This window comes from Kitasatospora sp. NPDC057512 (assembly GCF_042802135.1).
In the GTDB taxonomy this organism is placed as follows: domain Bacteria; phylum Actinomycetota; class Actinomycetes; order Streptomycetales; family Streptomycetaceae; genus Kitasatospora.
Genome location: NZ_JBHVET010000120.1, coordinates 1 through 15,347 on the forward strand (window position 1 = coordinate 1; position 15,347 = coordinate 15,347).

18 protein-coding genes are annotated in these 15,347 nt (G+C 74.9%); 13 read left to right on the forward strand and 5 right to left on the reverse strand.

The window, feature by feature from the left end; all coding sequences use genetic code 11:
• The first annotated feature begins 177 nt into the window (after positions 1-177).
• The 5 genes from ACFU6K_RS11225 to ACFU6K_RS11245 all read left to right on the forward strand — a co-directional run bounded on the left by ACFU6K_RS11225 (position 178) and on the right by ACFU6K_RS11245 (position 3,007).
• Positions 178-912, forward strand: coding sequence for a DUF2993 domain-containing protein (locus ACFU6K_RS11225; RefSeq protein ID WP_380662295.1), 735 nt, complete (start codon positions 178-180; stop codon positions 910-912).
• Between the two features lie 271 nt (positions 913-1,183).
• The gene (locus tag ACFU6K_RS11230) at positions 1,184-1,264 is read left to right on the forward strand and encodes an Ms5788A family Cys-rich leader peptide (RefSeq protein ID WP_350517234.1); all 81 of its coding nucleotides are present in this window, start codon (positions 1,184-1,186) and stop codon (positions 1,262-1,264) included.
• A gap of 231 nt (positions 1,265-1,495) precedes the next feature.
• A complete protein-coding gene (locus ACFU6K_RS11235) occupies positions 1,496-2,332 on the forward strand; it encodes a sulfurtransferase (RefSeq protein ID WP_380662296.1) in 837 nt (278 codons plus the stop codon).
• Positions 2,333-2,369: 37 nt separating this feature from the next.
• Positions 2,370-2,660: a DUF1416 domain-containing protein gene (locus ACFU6K_RS11240; RefSeq protein WP_030059605.1), complete on the forward strand. Its 291-nt coding sequence runs from the start codon at positions 2,370-2,372 to the stop codon at positions 2,658-2,660.
• Between the two features lie 74 nt (positions 2,661-2,734).
• Positions 2,735-3,007, forward strand: coding sequence for a DUF3099 domain-containing protein (locus tag ACFU6K_RS11245; protein WP_380662297.1), 273 nt, complete (start codon positions 2,735-2,737; stop codon positions 3,005-3,007).
• Between the two features lie 20 nt (positions 3,008-3,027).
• Here the strand turns inward: ACFU6K_RS11245 and ACFU6K_RS11250 are convergent, their stop codons facing one another.
• Positions 3,028-3,390 carry a DsrE family protein gene (locus ACFU6K_RS11250; protein WP_380662298.1) on the reverse strand — a complete coding sequence of 121 codons (363 nt, stop codon included), beginning with the start codon at positions 3,388-3,390 and terminating at the stop codon, positions 3,028-3,030.
• A 348-nt stretch (positions 3,391-3,738) separates the two neighbouring features.
• Here ACFU6K_RS11250 and ACFU6K_RS11255 point away from each other — a divergent pair, with 348 nt between their 5' ends.
• From ACFU6K_RS11255 to ACFU6K_RS11265, 3 genes are all read left to right on the forward strand, one after another.
• Positions 3,739-4,323: an FABP family protein gene (locus tag ACFU6K_RS11255; protein ID WP_380662299.1), complete on the forward strand. Its 585-nt coding sequence runs from the start codon at positions 3,739-3,741 to the stop codon at positions 4,321-4,323.
• A gap of 103 nt (positions 4,324-4,426) precedes the next feature.
• Positions 4,427-4,891 (forward strand): Fur family transcriptional regulator, encoded by a 465-nt coding sequence (locus ACFU6K_RS11260; protein ID WP_380662300.1) that lies wholly within the window; start codon positions 4,427-4,429, stop codon positions 4,889-4,891.
• 19 nt (positions 4,892-4,910) lie between these two features.
• On the forward strand, positions 4,911-5,873 hold the full coding sequence (locus ACFU6K_RS11265; RefSeq protein WP_380662307.1) for a YgfZ/GcvT domain-containing protein: 963 nt from the start codon (positions 4,911-4,913) through the stop codon (positions 5,871-5,873).
• Positions 5,874-5,918: 45 nt separating this feature from the next.
• On the opposite strand, the gene dtd is transcribed toward ACFU6K_RS11265, so the two are convergent.
• Positions 5,919-6,359 (reverse strand): D-aminoacyl-tRNA deacylase, encoded by a 441-nt coding sequence (dtd, locus tag ACFU6K_RS11270; protein ID WP_049656260.1) that lies wholly within the window; start codon positions 6,357-6,359, stop codon positions 5,919-5,921.
• 626 nt (positions 6,360-6,985) lie between these two features.
• Here dtd and ACFU6K_RS11275 point away from each other — a divergent pair.
• The 3 genes from ACFU6K_RS11275 (at position 6,986) to ACFU6K_RS11285 (ending at position 8,969) form a co-directional block, all read left to right on the forward strand.
• Positions 6,986-7,606 carry an ABC transporter substrate-binding protein gene (locus tag ACFU6K_RS11275; protein ID WP_380662301.1) on the forward strand — a complete coding sequence of 207 codons (621 nt, stop codon included), beginning with the start codon at positions 6,986-6,988 and terminating at the stop codon, positions 7,604-7,606.
• 75 nt (positions 7,607-7,681) lie between these two features.
• A complete protein-coding gene (locus ACFU6K_RS11280) occupies positions 7,682-8,641 on the forward strand; it encodes an asparaginase (protein ID WP_380662302.1) in 960 nt (319 codons plus the stop codon).
• Between the two features lie 118 nt (positions 8,642-8,759).
• A complete protein-coding gene (locus ACFU6K_RS11285; protein ID WP_049661518.1) occupies positions 8,760-8,969 on the forward strand; it encodes a dodecin in 210 nt (69 codons plus the stop codon).
• A 15-nt stretch (positions 8,970-8,984) separates the two neighbouring features.
• Here the strand turns inward: ACFU6K_RS11285 and ACFU6K_RS11290 are convergent, their stop codons facing one another.
• From ACFU6K_RS11290 to ACFU6K_RS11300, 3 genes are read right to left on the reverse strand one after another with little or no spacing between them, the layout of a single operon-like run.
• Positions 8,985-9,794 carry a heme ABC transporter ATP-binding protein gene (locus ACFU6K_RS11290; RefSeq protein ID WP_380662308.1) on the reverse strand — a complete coding sequence of 270 codons (810 nt, stop codon included), beginning with the start codon at positions 9,792-9,794 and terminating at the stop codon, positions 8,985-8,987.
• A 2-nt stretch (positions 9,795-9,796) separates the two neighbouring features.
• Complete coding sequence (locus ACFU6K_RS11295) at positions 9,797-10,885, reverse strand: FecCD family ABC transporter permease (RefSeq protein ID WP_380662303.1); 1,089 nt, start codon at positions 10,883-10,885, stop codon at positions 9,797-9,799.
• The gene (locus tag ACFU6K_RS11300; RefSeq protein WP_380662304.1) at positions 10,882-11,898 is read right to left on the reverse strand and encodes a hemin ABC transporter substrate-binding protein; all 1,017 of its coding nucleotides are present in this window, start codon (positions 11,896-11,898) and stop codon (positions 10,882-10,884) included. Before ACFU6K_RS11300 ends, ACFU6K_RS11295 begins: the two co-directional genes overlap by 4 nt.
• Positions 11,899-12,080: 182 nt before the next feature.
• Here ACFU6K_RS11300 and ACFU6K_RS11305 point away from each other — a divergent pair, with 182 nt between their 5' ends.
• On the forward strand, positions 12,081-13,646 hold the full coding sequence (locus ACFU6K_RS11305) for an HtaA domain-containing protein (RefSeq protein ID WP_380662305.1): 1,566 nt from the start codon (positions 12,081-12,083) through the stop codon (positions 13,644-13,646).
• Positions 13,647-13,700: 54 nt separating this feature from the next.
• The gene (locus ACFU6K_RS11310; protein WP_380662306.1) at positions 13,701-15,335 is read left to right on the forward strand and encodes an HtaA domain-containing protein; all 1,635 of its coding nucleotides are present in this window, start codon (positions 13,701-13,703) and stop codon (positions 15,333-15,335) included.
• The last annotated feature ends 12 nt before the right edge of the window (positions 15,336-15,347 follow it).

Sequence of the window (15,347 nt, forward strand, 5' to 3'; positions counted from 1 at the left end):
CACCCGTCCAGGCCTGTTCAGGTCGAATTCCCGCCCCGGAACCATGTTCCGGGGCGGGACGTCGTACGGTCGTGCGAGGGCGGACGTGTCCTGCGTCCGCCACGGAACGGTGAACGACCGACTGCGAACGACCACAGCGACGAACGACCACAGCGACCGGCGACGACGGGGGACACGATGCGCGGATGGCTGAAGGCCACGATCGGCCTGGCGGTGCTCTCCGGCCTGCTGCTGGGTGCCGACCGGATCGCGGTGGGCGTGGCCGAGGACGAGGCCGCCGACCGGATCGTGAAGAGCGGCCGGATGAGCCAGCGCCCGGACGTCTCGATCGAGGGCTTCCCGTTCCTCACCCAGGTGCTGTCGATGAAGCTGGACGACGTCCGGATCTCCTCCGACGGCCTGGCCGTCGGCGACGGCAGCCACCAGGTGGCGCTGCACTCGTTCAAGGCGCGGCTCTCCGGCGTCAAGGTCAGCGACAGCATGAGCAGTGCCACGGTGGACAGCGGCACCGGCAGCGGGGTGATCTCCTACCCGGACCTCGCGCAGCTGCTGCCGCCCGCCTCCCAGCTGCTGCACGGGGCCAAGCTGCCGGTGGGCGGCAACTCCCGGCTGAGCCTGGCCTACGCCGGTCCGGGCAAGGTCAAGGCCTCGCTGGGTCCGATCGAGATCGGCGAGGGCACCGTGCACAACAAGGGGAACACCGTCACGGTGGACGGCTTCCGGCTGAGCTCGCTGGCGGGGCTGGTGGCCGGCGCCACCAACCAGCAGCTGGAGCCGATGAGCTTCACCCTGGACTCGCTGCCGGCCGGGCTGAAGCTGGCCGACAAGGAGGGCGGGAGCGGGGGCGTGACGCCGCTCCCGGAGGGCCTCCAGCTGACCTTCGACGGCAAGGACGTCAAGCTCCTGGGCTGATCCCGGCCCGTGCCCGGCCCGCCTCCGGCCCCGTCCCCGGCCCCCTCCCCGGGCCCGCCCACGGCTGTGCCGAATCGTTCCGCTCCGCGAGACGCGCTGTCCAGCGCGGGCCGCGGAGCGGTGTCGTTCGCGCCCCGCGCGCGCCCTCCGGGGGCCGCCGGCCGGGCCCGGACGGGCCGGGTCGGGGGCAAATCCCATCATCCGGTCGTTCTGATCCCACTATTCGATACGCTGATGACAGCGGGCCTCCGGTGTCCCTAGCATCGTCGGCATGAAGCGACAGACGGACCTCACGAAGCGGCGGGCGGTAGACCTGTGCCGCGTGGCCGCCTGTCTGTGTCGAATGCGCTGACTCGGCGCTCCGGCAGGGCAGTTGACGCCCGCCGCCGATCTTTCCGGTGACCGCGCCCGGCCCCCCGGGCCGGCGGTCGCCGAGGTACTCCGCAGTCTCCTGCCCGGCCGCACCGGCCCACCCCTCGTCCCGCTATTCGGACAGGGTTTCGGACCGCACCCTCCCGGGCACCCCGCAGCACCCTCCTGAGCAGCACCTTCCGCACAACCGCCCTCGGATGGAGACACCACCATGAGCCGCAGCGACGTCCTGGTCGACGCCGACTGGGTCCAGGCCCACCTGGACGACCCGAAGGTCGTCATCGTCGAGGTCGACGAGGACACCTCCGCGTACGAGAAGAACCACATCCGCAACGCCGTCCGGATCGACTGGAAGCAGGACCTCCAGGACCCGGTCCGCCGCGACTTCATCGACCAGGCCGGCTTCGAGGCGCTGCTCGGCGCCAAGGGCATCGCCAACGACCACACCGTCGTGCTGTACGGCGGCAACAACAACTGGTTCGCCTCGTACGCCTACTGGTACTTCAAGCTGTACGGCCACGGCGACGTCCGCCTGCTGGACGGCGGCCGCAAGAAGTGGGAGCTGGACTCCCGCGACCTGGTCGCCGAGGTGCCGGCCCGCCCCGCCACCGAGTACACGGCGCAGGCCGCCGACGCCTCGATCCGCGCCTTCCGCGACGACGTGATCGCCGCCATCGGCACCCTGAACCTGGTCGACGTCCGCTCGCCCGACGAGTTCTCCGGCAAGCTGCTCGCCCCGGCGCACCTCCCGCAGGAGCAGTCGCAGCGCCCCGGCCACGTGCCGAGCGCCCGCAACATCCCGTGGGCCAAGAACGCCAACGACGACGGCACCTTCAAGAGCGACGACGAGCTCAAGGCGCTGTACGAGGCCGAGGGCATCGACCTGGCGAAGGACACCATCGCCTACTGCCGCATCGGCGAGCGCTCCGCGCTCACCTGGTTCGTGCTGCACGAGCTGCTCGGCCAGGAGAACGTCAAGAACTACGACGGCTCGTGGACCGAGTACGGCAGCCTGGTCGGCGTGCCGATCGAGCTCGGCAGCAACTGAGCCCCCGGCTCGACCCGTAAGTCAGAAGGAGACAGACATGTGCGGTGCGAAGGCCGGCGGCCCGGACCTGGCAGGAGTTGACGTGGCGAACGAGACGATCATCCAGGGTTCGGTGACCCGCGACGGAGAGCCGGTCAACGGCTACGTCCGGCTGCTGGACGAGGGCGGCGAGTTCACGGCCGAGGTGCCCACCTCGGCGACCGGCCAGTTCCGGTTCTTCGCCCGCCCGGGCAAGTGGACCCTGCGCGCGCTGGTGCCGGGCCAGACCGTGGACCGTCAGGTGGTGGCCTCCCAGGGCACCGCCGTCGAGGTCGCGATCGCGGTCTGACCGGAGCCGGGACGATCCCGGACCCACCCCGAGGGCCCCTGCCGAGCAGGGGCCCTCGGTCGTACCGTGGAGGGGTGCAGGCAAGGCGGCGGCGTCGCTACTACTTCGCCATGATGGGCGTGTGCCTGGGCCTGTTCGTCATGGCCTGGGGCGTGGTGCGGTTCTTCTCGGTCGGCGCGGCGATCGGCATGTGCGTGGTCGCGATGGTCATCCCGCCGGCCGCCGCGGTGTTCGCCAACAAGCGCGACCCGGACGACGACTGGTGGGACGACCCGCGCTGGGACGACCCGAAGTGGGACGAGCCCGGCCACGACCGGGACCGCCCCGACCACGAGGAACGCCCGTAGGGGTCGACGCGCGAGGCGCCTCAGTACACGAGCGCCTGGACGTTGTCCGCCATGATCTCGCTGACGAAGACCTGGGCGCCCGCGATGCGGACACCCTCGACGGTGTCCTGCTGCGTGATCCCGCGCCGGGCCGCGCACTGGGTGCACAGCGTCACCGAGCCGGCCGCCAGGATCGACTCCAGCAGGTCCGGCAGCGGCGCCGCGTGCGGCAGTTCGAACTCCGCCGCCCGGCCCGGCAGCGCGAACCAGGAGGACTCCCCGGTCAGCCAGAGCGAGACCTCGATCCCGCTGGCGACGGCCACCGCCGCCACCGTGAACGCCTGCGAGCACCGCTCCGGCGCGTCCGCCCCTGCGGTGACCTTGATGACCAGTTTCTTCGCCATGGCGCCACCTTAGAGGTGCCGGCGCCCCCGCCGTCCGGCATCCCCGGAAGCCTTGGGCAAAGCTTGAGCAGCCGCGGGAGGGCGGCGCGAACCGCGACGTGGTGGGGCTCACCGCGAGCCTCCGGAACCCGGCGGATAGAGTGAGCCGAGCACAATCCACCACACTGTCGCCGCCTGGGAGCCACCCGTGTCCGGTCTGGAAATCTTCTTCGACGGTCTGCTGGCCCTCATGGCCGTGCTGATCACCTGGTTCGCCATCTTCTCGGTGATGAAGCTGTACCAGGGCCAGCGCTGAGACTGCCGTACGGTTGAGGCAGTCCCACACCGACGAGAACAGCGACCAGGAACATGATCGAGATCCCTTCTGACCTCCACAGGGACGTCGTCCCGCTCGCCTTCCTCCTCGGCACCTGGGAGGGCGCGGGCGTCTACGACTTCCCGGGCGCGGAGAAGTGCAACTTCGGCCAGGAGATCGTGATCCGCCACGACGGCCGCCCCTTCCTGGAGTTCCGCTCCCGGACCTGGGTGCTGGACAGCGAGGGCGAGAAGGTCCGTCCGCTGGAGAACGAGCACGCGTTCTGGCGCATCACCAGCAACCACGACGGCACCAGCGGTGTCCGGGGGATCGAGATCTCCTCCGTCCGCGACGACGGCACGGTCGAGATCTGGTACGGCGAGCTGGCCGACGGCAAGCCCCAGGTCGACGTCTCCACCGACGCGGTCGCCCGGATCGAGGGCTCCCCGGAGTACTCGGGCGGCAAGCGGCTGTACGGCTTCGTCAACGGCGAGCTGCTCTGGGTCGGCGAGAAGGCCGCCCCGAACGTGCCGCTGCGCCCGTACATGTCCGCCCAGCTGAAGAAGGTGCTCAGCCCGGCCCAGCTGATCAAGGACATCAACGACCTGCCGGACGACGGCATCGCCTTCTTCAAGTAGGCCGCTCGCGCGACCGGCACTTCCGTGCACGAGGTAGGGACCGGCCCCCGGCCGGTCCCTACACTTGCTCCAGGACCCCCGACCATTGGCAGGGACGAGTACCGTGGCGGACACCGGCACCACCGACTGGCAGCTCTCCGGCGACTGGAAGGCCGACCTGCGCGAACGCGGGTACCGGCTCACCCCGCAGCGGCAGCTCGTGCTGGAGGCCGTCGACGAGCTCGACCACGCCACCCCCGACGACATCCTCTGCCACGTCCGCCGGACCGCCAGCGGCATCAACATCTCCACCGTCTACCGCACCCTGGAGCTGCTGGAGGAGCTGGGCCTGGTCTCGCACGCCCACCTCGGCCACGGCGCCCCGACCTACCACCTGGCCGGCCGCCACCACCACCTGCACCTGGTCTGCCGGGACTGCGACAAGGTCACCGAGACCGGCACCGAGATCGCCCAGCCGCTGATCGACAGCCTGCGCGAGCGGCACGGCTTCGACACCGACCTCAAGCACTTCGCCATCTTCGGCCGCTGCGCCGACTGCACCGCCAAGCTCGTCGGGGAGCGGCCGTAAGCTGGCCGGTATGACCGGTGTGAAGAGCCCGCTGCTTTCCCTGCCCGGAGCCGTCCCCGCCGAGGGGGCCGACGAGGGTGTCGCCGCCCACTACGGCGACATCTTCCGCGAGCAACGCAACCTGTCGCAGGGCGTCGGCTTCGTCGACCTCTCGCACCGCGGCGTGGTCACCGTGACCGGCCCGGACCGGCTCTCCTGGCTGCACCTGCTGCTCACCCAGCACGTCAGCGACCTGCCGCCGCAGCAGGCCGCCGAGGCGCTGGTGCTCTCCCCGAACGGGCACGTCGAGCACGCGCTCTACCTGGTGGACGACGGCACCACCACCTGGGCGCACGTCGAGCCGGGCACTCAGGGGGCGCTGGTCGCCTACCTGGAGAGCATGAAGTTCTTCTACCGGGTGGAGGTCGCCGACGCGACCGCCGAGTACGCCGTGGTGCACCTGCCCGCCGGCTCCACCGCCCCCGTCGAGGGTGCCGCCGCCGTCCGCGAACTCCCGTACGGGCGCGACCTGTTCGTGCCGCGCGCCGAGCTGGAGCGGCTCACCGCCGGGTACGGCCCGGCGGCCGGGGTCTGGGCGTACGAGGCGCTGCGGATCGAGGGCCACCGGCCCCGGCTGGGCTTCGAGACCGACCACCGGACCATCCCGCACGAGGTGGACTGGCTGCGCACCGCCGTCCACCTGCAGAAGGGCTGCTACCGCGGCCAGGAGACCGTCGCCCGGGTGCACAACCTGGGCCGCCCGCCGCGTCGGCTGGTCTTCCTGCACCTGGACGGCACCGAGGAGACGCTGCCCCCGCACGGCACCGAGGTGCGGCTGGCCACCGACCCGGACGGGCGGGCGCTGGGCTTCGTGACCTCCTCGGCGCGGCACCACGAGCTGGGGCCGATCGCGCTGGCGATCGTCAAGCGGAACGTCCCGGTGGACGCCGTGCTGCTGGCCGGCACGGTGCCGGGCACCCAGGACGTGATCGTCCCGCAGTAGAGGGCTCCGCGGGGCCCTGCGGGGCCCCGCAGGGCCCCGGCGGGGTCAGACCTCGACGAGGACGGTGAACGGGCCGTCGTTCACCAGCGCCACCCGCATGTCGGCGCCGAACCGGCCCGTCTCCACCTTGGCGCCCAGCGCGCGCAGCTGCGCCACCACCTCGTCCACCAGCGGCTCGGCGACCGGGCCGGGGGCGGCGGCGTTCCAGGTGGGGCGGCGGCCCTTGCGGGCGTCGCCGTAGAGCGTGAACTGGCTGATCACCAGCAGCGGGGCGCCGAGGTCCGAGCAGCTCTGCTCGACGCCCTCGTCGTTCGCGGGCAGCAGCCGCAGCGTCCAGAGCTTGCGGGCCAGTTGGGCGGCCTTGGCGGGGGTGTCGTCGTGGGTGGCGCCGACCAGGACGCAGAGCCCGGGCCCCTCGATCGCGCCGACGGTCTCACCGGCCACGGTCACCCGGGCCTCGGTCACTCGCTGCACCACTGCTCGCATGCCGCCATTGTGCCGGAGCGCCGTACGGCCCCCGGAGGAGCCCCGGGTGCGTCCCGCGCACCCCGCGCCCCGCGCGTCCGCCGCCGCTCCGCGCCCGCGCGTCCGCCGCGCCCCTGGCCGCGCGCCGCACCCTTCCCGGCCGTCTTTCCCGGCGGCCCTTCCGGTCGGCCCTGCCCGTCCGCCCCGGCGGCCTCCCCAGGGCGCACACCAGGGGCGTGCACAGTGGCCGTGCACGCCCTGGGGTGCGCGCCTGCGCGGAATCGGGCGCCGTTCTTCCTGCGGAAAGGGCTGGTCATATCAGCCACCCCCGTTCGCCAGGGGGCCGTTCGGGTGCACGGGCGGTGCGCGTGCGCCGGGTGGGGTGGCACGCTGGTGGACCGTACGAGGGGTCCGGGGCGCCAGGAGGTCCGCCGCGCCGGACCCGGGTTCGGCCGGGCGGTCGAGCCGGTAGGTCAGGCGTCTGGCGGTGCCGCCCCGGTGGGCGCCACGGCCGGGGACCGGAACCTCCGGGGGTTCCCGGCGGGCCGGTGGACGGGACGCGCGGCCCGTCGGGGGACGGGTCGGACCGGCGGCAGCGACGGGGTGCCGCGAGCGGGCGGGATCGGACGACGTCAGGTGGTTGGGTGATGGACGCGAGCAGCGTGGCGCGGGACCGGTCCGGGTCGGTGGTGCGGGCTCCCGGGGGCCCGCACGGTCCGGCGGCGGGCGCGGAGGACGAGCCCGACCTGGAGGGGCTGGGCCTGGAGCAGCTGCGGGTGCTGCGCCGGGAGACCCTGGAGCAGGAGGCCGACCTGTCCTACCTGCGGCGGCTGCTGCACGGGCGGATGGACATCCTGCGCGCCGAACTCGACCGGCGGCCCGGCACGGGCCCGGTCCGCCCGGCCGGTCCGTCCGGCCCCGACCCGGCCCCCGGCGACCTGCTGGACCGGCTGGCGGCCATCCTGACCGACGCGCCCTCCACCGTGCGGCGCTCGGCCCGGCACGTCACCCTGGGGCCGCCGCGCACCCGGGAGTCCCGGCTGGAGGCGGACGCGCTGATGGGCGACGTCCAGCTCGCCGACCTGGCGGCGCACCCGGCCGAGGAGCTGCTGGCCGCCCTGGAGCGGCTGCGGGCGTACGAGCGCGAGGTGTCCGGACGGCGCCAGCGGCTGCTGCGCACGGCCGACGGTTGCAACGCCGAGATCACCCGCAGGTACCGTGATGGGGAAGCACGGGTCGACGACCTGCTCGCAGGGGGGCCGCTCTGACCGGCTGGGTCGCCGCGGGCGGGTGGGGCCCGGCTCGCTCCCGGCCCACCCACGCCCCGGAAGGCTCACACCGCCATGTCCCTGCCCGCCCCCGCGCCCGTTCTCGCCGAGGTCATACGCTCCGGCTTCGTCGAGGGCCGTCACCACGGCTCCCTGGTGCTGCTCGCGGCCGACGGCTCGGTCGAGTTCGCGCTCGGCGACCCGGACGCCCCGGTCTTCCCGCGGTCGACCGCCAAGCCGTTCCAGGCGGTGGCCACGCTGCGGGCCGGGCTGGCGATCGAGGGCGAGCTGCTGGCGCTGGCGGCCTCCAGCCACTCCGCGGAATCGTTTCACCTCGATGGCGTGCGGAGCATCCTCGGCTCCGCCGGGCTCGACGAGTCGGCCCTGCGCACCCCGGCCGACCTGCCGCTGGACGAGACCGAGGCGGAGCTGCTGCTCGCCGCCGGCGGCGGGCGCGCCCCGATCCTGATGGACTGCTCCGGCAAGCACGCCGGCTGGCTGGCCGCCTGCACGGCCAACGGCTGGGACACCGGGAGCTACCTCGACCCGGCCCACCCGATCCAGCGGCTGGCCCGCGAGGCCCTGGAGGAGGGCACCGGCGAGACCGCCGCGCACGCCGGGGTGGACGGCTGCGGCGCGCCGCTGCTGGCCGTGTCGCTGACCGGCCTGGCCCGCGGCTACCGCGGCCTGCTGCTGGCCGCCGAGGGCAGCGAGCCGCGCCGCGTCGCCGACGCGATGCGCGCCCACCCCGAGTACGTGGCCGGCACCCGCCGGGCCGACACCTGGCTGATGCGGGCGGTGCCGGGCGCGCTGTCCAAGATGGGCGCCGAGGCCGTCCAGGTGGTCGCGCTGCCGGACGGCCGGGCGCTGGCCTTCAAGATCGAGGACGGCGCCGAGCGGGCCCGCGGCCCGGTGCTGGCGGCCGCGCTGCGCCGGCTCGGGGTGGCCGGGGCGGACGGGACCGTCGAGCGGATCGGCGCGGCCCCGCTGCTCGGCGGCGGCGTGCCGGTCGGCGAGGTGCGGGCGGCGTTCTAGGACCCGGGCCGGTCCAGGACCCGCCCGCGGAGGCGGGAGGCCGCCCGTCGGGGTGCGGGCGGACCCGGGCCGGTGCACGGTGGACCGGGGGGCCGTCGCACAGCTGAGGGAGTCCGCCATGACCGACCATGTGTACCGGGTGACCGAGATCGTCGGGTCCTCGGCCGAGAGCGTCGACGCCGCGATCCGCAACGGGGTGGAGCGGGCCTCCCGGACGCTGCGCAACCTCGACTGGTTCGAGGTCTCGCAGGTCCGGGGCCACCTGGAGGACGGCCGGATCAAGCACTACCAGGTGTGCATCAAGGTCGGCTTCCGGCTGGAGGACTGAGCGGCGGCGAAGCGCTCAGCGCTCCGGCAGCACCAGCGGCGCCCCGGTGCGCGGGTGCGCCAGCACCTCGACGGGGTGCCCGTACACCTCGCTGAGCAGCGGTGCCCGCAGCACCTCGGCGACCGGCCCGTCCGCGACCGTCGTCCCGCCCGTCAGCAGGACCACCCGGTCCGCGTAGGCCGCCGCCAGGGACAGGTCGTGCAGCACCACGACCACCCCGTCCCCGGCCGCGGCCCGGGCCCGGGCGACCCGCAGCACCAGCTCCTGGTGGCGCAGGTCGAGGGCGGCGGTCGGCTCGTCCAGGAGGAGCAGCGGGGTGCGCTGGGCCAGCACCCGGGCCAGCGCCACCCGGGCCCGCTCGCCGCCGGACAGGGCGGTGAACGGGCGCCCGGCGAAGGCGGTGGACTCGGTGGCCGCCATCGCCTCGGCCACGGCCGCCGCGTCCTCGGCGGCCGCCGCCGTGCCCGCCCACGGCGCGCGGCCCATCCGGACCACCTCGCCGGCCGGGAACGGGAAGGACAGTGCGGCGGACTGCGGCAACAGGGCGCGGTGCAGGGCGAGTTCGGCGGCGCCGTAGTCGGTCGGCGGGCGGCCGCGCAGGGAGACCGCCCCGCCGTCCGGCCGGACGTCGCCGGCCAGCACGGACAGCAGGGTGGACTTGCCGGCGCCGTTCGGCCCGAGCAGCGCGACCAGTTCGCCGGCCGCGACCCGGACCGCGGCGCCGTCCAGCAGCGGGCGCCCGCCGAGGCTCAGCCGGACGCCTTCGGCGGCGAGCAACTCGCTTCCGGGCTCCGGTCGTTCGGGGATCTCCCGGTGGCGTCGCAGCTTCACGCCCAGCCTCCCTGCCTGGTCCTGGTCCGGCGCAGCAGCCAGAAGAAGAACGGGCTGCCGATCAGTGCGGTGACCACCCCGAGCGGGATCTCGGCGGGCTCGGCGACGGTGCGGGAGGCGAGGTCGGCGGCCACCAGCACCAGCGCGCCGCCGAGCGCCGAGGCGGGCAGCAGGAAGCGGTGGCCGGGGCCGGCGAGCATCCGCAGCAGGTGCGGGACGACCAGGCCGACGAAGCCGACGATGCCGCTGACCGCCACGGCCGCCGCGGTGAGCAGGGCGACGACGGTGATCAGCGCCAGCCGCATCCGCTCGACGTCCACCCCGAGGTGGCGGGCCGGGCGCTCGCCGAGCGCCAGCAGGTCCAGCCTGCGGGCGTACAGCGGGGCGACGGTCAGGCCGGCCAGTGCGAACGGCAGGACGGCGAGCACCTTGCCCCAGGTGGCCTGGGAGAGCGAGCCGAGCTGCCAGAAGGTGACCTGGCTGATCGCGGCGGGGTCGGCGATGAACAGCAGGATGCCGATCAGCGCGCCGCAGAAGGCGTTCACGGCGACGCCGGTGAGGATCAGCGTGACCACCTCGGTGCGCCCGCCGGAGCGGGACATCGCGTACACCGCGACGACCGTCAGCAGGCCGCCGGCGAAGGCGAAGGCGGGGGCCGTCCAACTGCCCAGGGTGTTCAGGCCGAGCACGATGCAGGCCACCGTGCCGACCGCGCTGCCGGAGGAGACCCCGATCACGGCGGGCTCGGCGAGCGGGTTGCCGAACACGCCCTGCATCAGTGCCCCGGCGCAGCCGAGCGAGCCGCCGACCAGCAGGGCGAGCACCACCCGGGGCAGCCGGACGTTCCACAGCACGGACTCGGGCACCCGGTCCAGGGCGTGTCCGCCGAGGCCGAGGCGGTGGGCGGTGGAGGCGAGGATGTCGCCGAGCGGGATGCGGTAGGCGCCGATGCCGGCCGCGAGCAGGGCGCAGAGGAGCAGGGCGGCGGCGAGTCCGGCGGTGAGCAGGACGGTCCGGCCGGCGGTCGGTGCGGCGGTCTGCCCGGGCGCCTCGCGGGAGGTCTCCTCCCGTACGGCGGTGGTCACTTGGCGTCCGCCGGGTAGAGCTGGGCGGTGATCTCCCGCAGCACCTGCGGGGTGCGCGGGCCGTAGCTGAGCAGCTGGCCGTCCTCGATCGAGACGATCCGGCGGTCGAGCCCGGCCGGGGTCTGGGCGACGCCGGGCAGCTTGAGCAGGCCGTCCGTTCCGCCGACCGAGTCGAGCCCCTTGCTCATCACCAGGATCGCGTCGGGCGCGGCCTTGACCAGGGCCTCGCTGGTGAGCGGGACGAAGTCGTTGGTGAGGCCGGCCGCGGTGCCGGCGTCCTCGCCGCCGACCGCCTCGATCAGCGATCCCGCACCGGAGCCGGGGCCGCCGAGCAGGTAGACGGAGGCGCTGCCGCGCAGGTAGAGGAAGGCGACCCGGGGGTGCCGGCCGCCGGCCGGGACGGCGGCCATGGCCTGGTCGATCCGCTGTTCGGTGCGCTCCTTCAGCTGCCGTCCGGCGTCGGGGACTCCGAGTGCGGCGGCGACGGTGTCGATGCGCGGGCCGACGTCGGCCAGCCGCTTGGCGTCGTCCAGGACGATCAGCGGGACGCCGGCCGCCCGGATCTGCGCGATCGCCTCGGCCGGGCCGGTGGAGCGGTCGGCGAGGACGACGGTGGGGTGCAGCGAGAGGACGCCCTCGGCGGAGACGTCGTGGGCCTGGGTGATCACCGGCAGGGCGGCGGCCTGTTCGAAGGTGGTGGAGACGTCCCGGGCGACCACCTTGGGGCCGAGGCCGAGGCTGAACACCAGCTCGGCGAGGCTGCCGTTGAGCGGGATGACCCGTTCGGCGCTGGTGACGGTGACCTGGCGGCCGTCGGCGGAGGCGGTGGTGGCCGGGAGCCGGGGGACGGGCTCGCCGGGCAGCGGTTCGACCGCGTCGGGGGTGCGGGAGGCGGCCGCCCCCGCTGCCCCGGCCGTCCCGCTCGCGGCGCCGCAGGCGGTGAGGGCGAGCAGCAGGCCGAGGGCGAGCAGCAGGAGGACGGGCCCGCGGGCCGCCCCTGATCGGATCGTCATGCTGCTCAACCTGCTTCCCTTCACCGGGAGTTGGTGCCTGTGATGCCCCGCCGCCGGGGAGGAGGCGGCGGGGCCCTTGACTCATATATTAGGTTAGCCTTACCTGAGTTCCGCAAGGGGGTGGTGCCCGCCGGGCCCCCTTTGCGGCATCCCCCCATGCCCCCCTTGAGGAGTGATTCGCCGTGCCCCTGTCCAGCCGGCTCCGCCGTCTGGCCGCCGCCCTGGTGGCCGCCCTCGCCGCCCTGCTGGCCGTGGGCCTGTCGCCGGGGCCGGCGGCCGCCGCGGAGGGCAGGGTCTCCGGCGGGCGGCTGGACTGGGGCATCAAGCAGTCCTTCCTGGCCTACGTCACCGGGCCCATCGCCAAGGGGAGTTGGGCGCTGACCGGCGGCGCGGCCACGGTCGGCGGCAGCACCTTCCGGTTCCACTCGGCCAACGGCACGTACGATCCGGCGGCCGGCGCGCTGACCGCCGCCTTCTCCGGCGGCGTGCGGTTCACCGGGCACCAGGAGGGCGGCTCCGACGCGCTCGACCTGAGCATCGGTCGGCTCACCTTCAAGGCCGTCCAGGGCGGCGCGGCAGGGCTGTACGCCGACGTCAGCAGCAAGTCCAAGGAGACCGGGCAGGTCGGCAGCGCCAGCCAGGCCAAGCTGGCCGACCTCTCGCTGGCCGGCGTCGACCTGCGCGGCGCGGCCGGCACCCTGACACTGAGCGGTGTCCCGGCGACCCTCACCGACGCCGGGGCGAAGGCCTTCGGCGGCTTCTACCAGGCCGGCACGGCCCTCGACCCGCTCACCCTCTCGGTCAACCTGCCCGCCGCGCAGCCGGCTTCGGCGGCCCCCGCCCCGGCGTCCGGAGCGGCCGCCACGACCGCGCCCGCGACCGCCCCGCCGGCGACCGAGCCGACCGGGCCGGCCGTCCCGCCGGCCACCGAGCCGGCCGCCCAGGCCCCGGCCCGTACCGAATTCGCCGACGGCGCCCTCGACTGGGGCGTGCGCCGCACCTTCCGCGACTACGTCACCGGTGCGATCGCCCAAGGCCGTTGGGAGCTCGGCGGCGGGGCGGCCGACGGCGGCGCGTTCTTCCGCTGGACCCCGGCCAAGGGCGCGTACGACCCGGCGACCGGCGAGCTGACCGCCGCCTTCACCGGCACCGTCCGCTTCACCGGCCTGCGGGCCGGCGACGGCTACGGCCTGGACCTCACTCTCGCCGACCCGGGCGTCAGCGTCTCCGGCGGCCGGGGCCGACTGCTCGCCGACGTCTCCGGCCGGACCCCGGACGGCGCCGCCCAGCAGCTCCCCGGCGTCGAGCTGGCGACCTTCGACCCGGCCGGCCTCAAGGCCGAGGGCGGCCTGCTGACCGCCGTCGAACTGCCGCTCACGCTCGCCGAGGGCGGCGCCAAGGCCTTCGGCGGCCTGTACCCGGCGGGCACCGTGATGGACCCGCTCAGCTTCGCCGTCGCCCTCGACCCGGCCGCCGCGCTGCCCCCGCTGCCCGACCTCGGCAGTGCCCCGGCCACCCCGCCGGGCGCCGTCGCGGGCCCGCCCGCCTCCCCGGCCGCCGCGCCCGTCGCCGCGTCCTCCTCGGACGGCGTTCCGGTGCCGGCCGTGGTCGGCGGCGCGGTGCTGGCGGCGGCCCTCGCCACCACCGGCGGCCTGCTCGTCCGCCGCCGCCGGGCGGCCGCCGCGGCCGGGGCCTCCGAAGCCGGGCCGGCCCCCGCCGCCGGGCCCGACGCCGACGACGCGGCCTGACCCCTCCGGGAGCGTCCCCCCGCTCCCTCCCCCCATCCGAACGGAGTACCCAGCATGTCCCGCAACCGCACCCGGCTGGCCGCCCTCGCGGCCGCCACCGCCGGCCTCGGCCTGACCGCCTTCGGCGCCCCCGCACTGGCCTTCGGCGCGGGCGGCCCGAGCAGCGTCACGTACGACACCGGAGCGCTGGACTGGGGCGTGAAGGCCAGCTTCCGCAGCTACATCGAGGGCCCGGCCTCCCAGGGCGGCGCGATCGAGCTGACCGGCGGTGCGACCCGCAACGCCGACGGCACCTTCCACTTCGGTCTGGCGAACGCGGCGTACGACCTCACCACGCACGCGCTCAGCTCCTCCTTCACCGGCGGCGTGCACTTCACCGCCCACCACGGCGCGCTGGACGTCGCGCTCAGCGACCTGCGGATCACCACTTCCGGCACCACCGGCACGCTGACCGCCGACACCGCATCCAAGGAGTCGGTGGGCGCCGCCGACGTCACCCGCCGGGAGGACGTGCCGCTGGTGACGTTCACCGTCGCGCGGGACACCACCAACGGGACGCCCGCCGCGGCCAAGCTGACCGAGCAGGGCGCCCGGGCCTTCGCCGGCTTCTACGCGGCGGGGGCGGACATGGACCCGCTGTCGCTGCTGCTGAAGCAGAGCCCGGCCACGACACCGCCGACCGTGCCGCCGACCGCGACGGCCACCGCCACGCCGTCCGCCACCTCCTCGCCGAGCGCGGGCCCGACCGGCGGCCCCACCGGCGGCCCGAGCGCGAGCCCCTCGGCCACGTCCACCGGCACGCCGACCCCGACCCCGTCCTCCGGTACCCCCTCGGCCGGCTCCTCGCCGTCGGCCACCCAGGCGCCCGGCGCCACCGCCTCCCCGTCCGGGAGCGGGAGCCCCGGCACGGCCCCGGCCACCCTGCCGGTGGTGAACGGGACGCTGGACTGGAAGGTCAAGGAGAGCTTCCGCACGTACCTGGAGTCCCCGACGGCCGCCGGGAAGGTCGAGTTCGGCGGCGGCGCGGCCGACTACCGCTTCGGCGGTGCCACCGGCGCGTACAACACCAGGGATCACGCGCTGAGCGCCTCCTTCAACGGCTCGGTCCGCTTCCTCGGCCACCCCGGCAAGGACGGCTGGGCGCTGGACACCACGCTCTCCAAGCTGGGCCTGACCATCGACCGGGACGGCGCCTTCCTGACCGCCGACGTCAACGGCAAGTCCCCGGACGGAAGTTCGAGCTCGCTGAGCGGCGCCAGGATCGCCAGGCTGGATGTCCCGGCCTCCGCCCTGAAGCCGGTCGGCGGCGTGGTGACGCTCTCCGGCGTTCCGGCCACGCTCACCGCCGAGGGGGTGCCGGCCTTCTCCAACTACCCGGCCGGTACGGCCCTGGACCCGGTCAGCGCCACCCTCGCCTTCGACAAGGACGCCAAGCTGCCGCCTGCCGGCTCCTCCGGTAGCGGCGGCGGCGGTTCCGCGGCCGGCGGCGGCCAGGGCACCGGCAGCGGTACCTCCGGCGGGGCCTCGCTGACCACCGGCGGCCTGAGCGGTACGGGCGGCGGCTCACTGGCCGCCACCGGTGCGGACACCCCGGTGGTCCCGCTGCTGGCCACCGCGGCCGGTCTGCTGCTGGTCGGCGGCAGCGCCACCGTGCTGGTGCGCAACCGCCGTGGCGTTGCCCGGGCCTGACACCTGTAGGGG

Excerpts from the sequence above, each read along its gene's own strand:
- ACFU6K_RS11225 (WP_380662295.1), top strand. The coding sequence starts at position 178 with ATGCGCGGATGGCTGAAGGCCACGATCGGCCTGGCGGTGCTCTCCGGC.
- ACFU6K_RS11230 (WP_350517234.1), top strand. The coding sequence starts at position 1,184 with ATGAAGCGACAGACGGACCTCACGAAGCGGCGGGCGGTAGACCTGTGC.
- ACFU6K_RS11310 (WP_380662306.1), top strand. The coding sequence starts at position 13,701 with ATGTCCCGCAACCGCACCCGGCTGGCCGCCCTCGCGGCCGCCACCGCC.
- ACFU6K_RS11285 (WP_049661518.1), top strand. The coding sequence starts at position 8,760 with ATGACCGACCATGTGTACCGGGTGACCGAGATCGTCGGGTCCTCGGCC.
- ACFU6K_RS11235 (WP_380662296.1), top strand. The coding sequence starts at position 1,496 with ATGAGCCGCAGCGACGTCCTGGTCGACGCCGACTGGGTCCAGGCCCAC.
- ACFU6K_RS11250 (WP_380662298.1), bottom strand. The coding sequence starts at position 3,390 with ATGGCGAAGAAACTGGTCATCAAGGTCACCGCAGGGGCGGACGCGCCG.
- ACFU6K_RS11240 (WP_030059605.1), top strand. The coding sequence starts at position 2,370 with ATGTGCGGTGCGAAGGCCGGCGGCCCGGACCTGGCAGGAGTTGACGTG.
- dtd (WP_049656260.1), bottom strand. The coding sequence starts at position 6,359 with ATGCGAGCAGTGGTGCAGCGAGTGACCGAGGCCCGGGTGACCGTGGCC.
- ACFU6K_RS11280 (WP_380662302.1), top strand. The coding sequence starts at position 7,682 with ATGTCCCTGCCCGCCCCCGCGCCCGTTCTCGCCGAGGTCATACGCTCC.
- ACFU6K_RS11300 (WP_380662304.1), bottom strand. The coding sequence starts at position 11,898 with ATGACGATCCGATCAGGGGCGGCCCGCGGGCCCGTCCTCCTGCTGCTC.
- ACFU6K_RS11275 (WP_380662301.1), top strand. The coding sequence starts at position 6,986 with ATGGACGCGAGCAGCGTGGCGCGGGACCGGTCCGGGTCGGTGGTGCGG.
- ACFU6K_RS11255 (WP_380662299.1), top strand. The coding sequence starts at position 3,739 with ATGATCGAGATCCCTTCTGACCTCCACAGGGACGTCGTCCCGCTCGCC.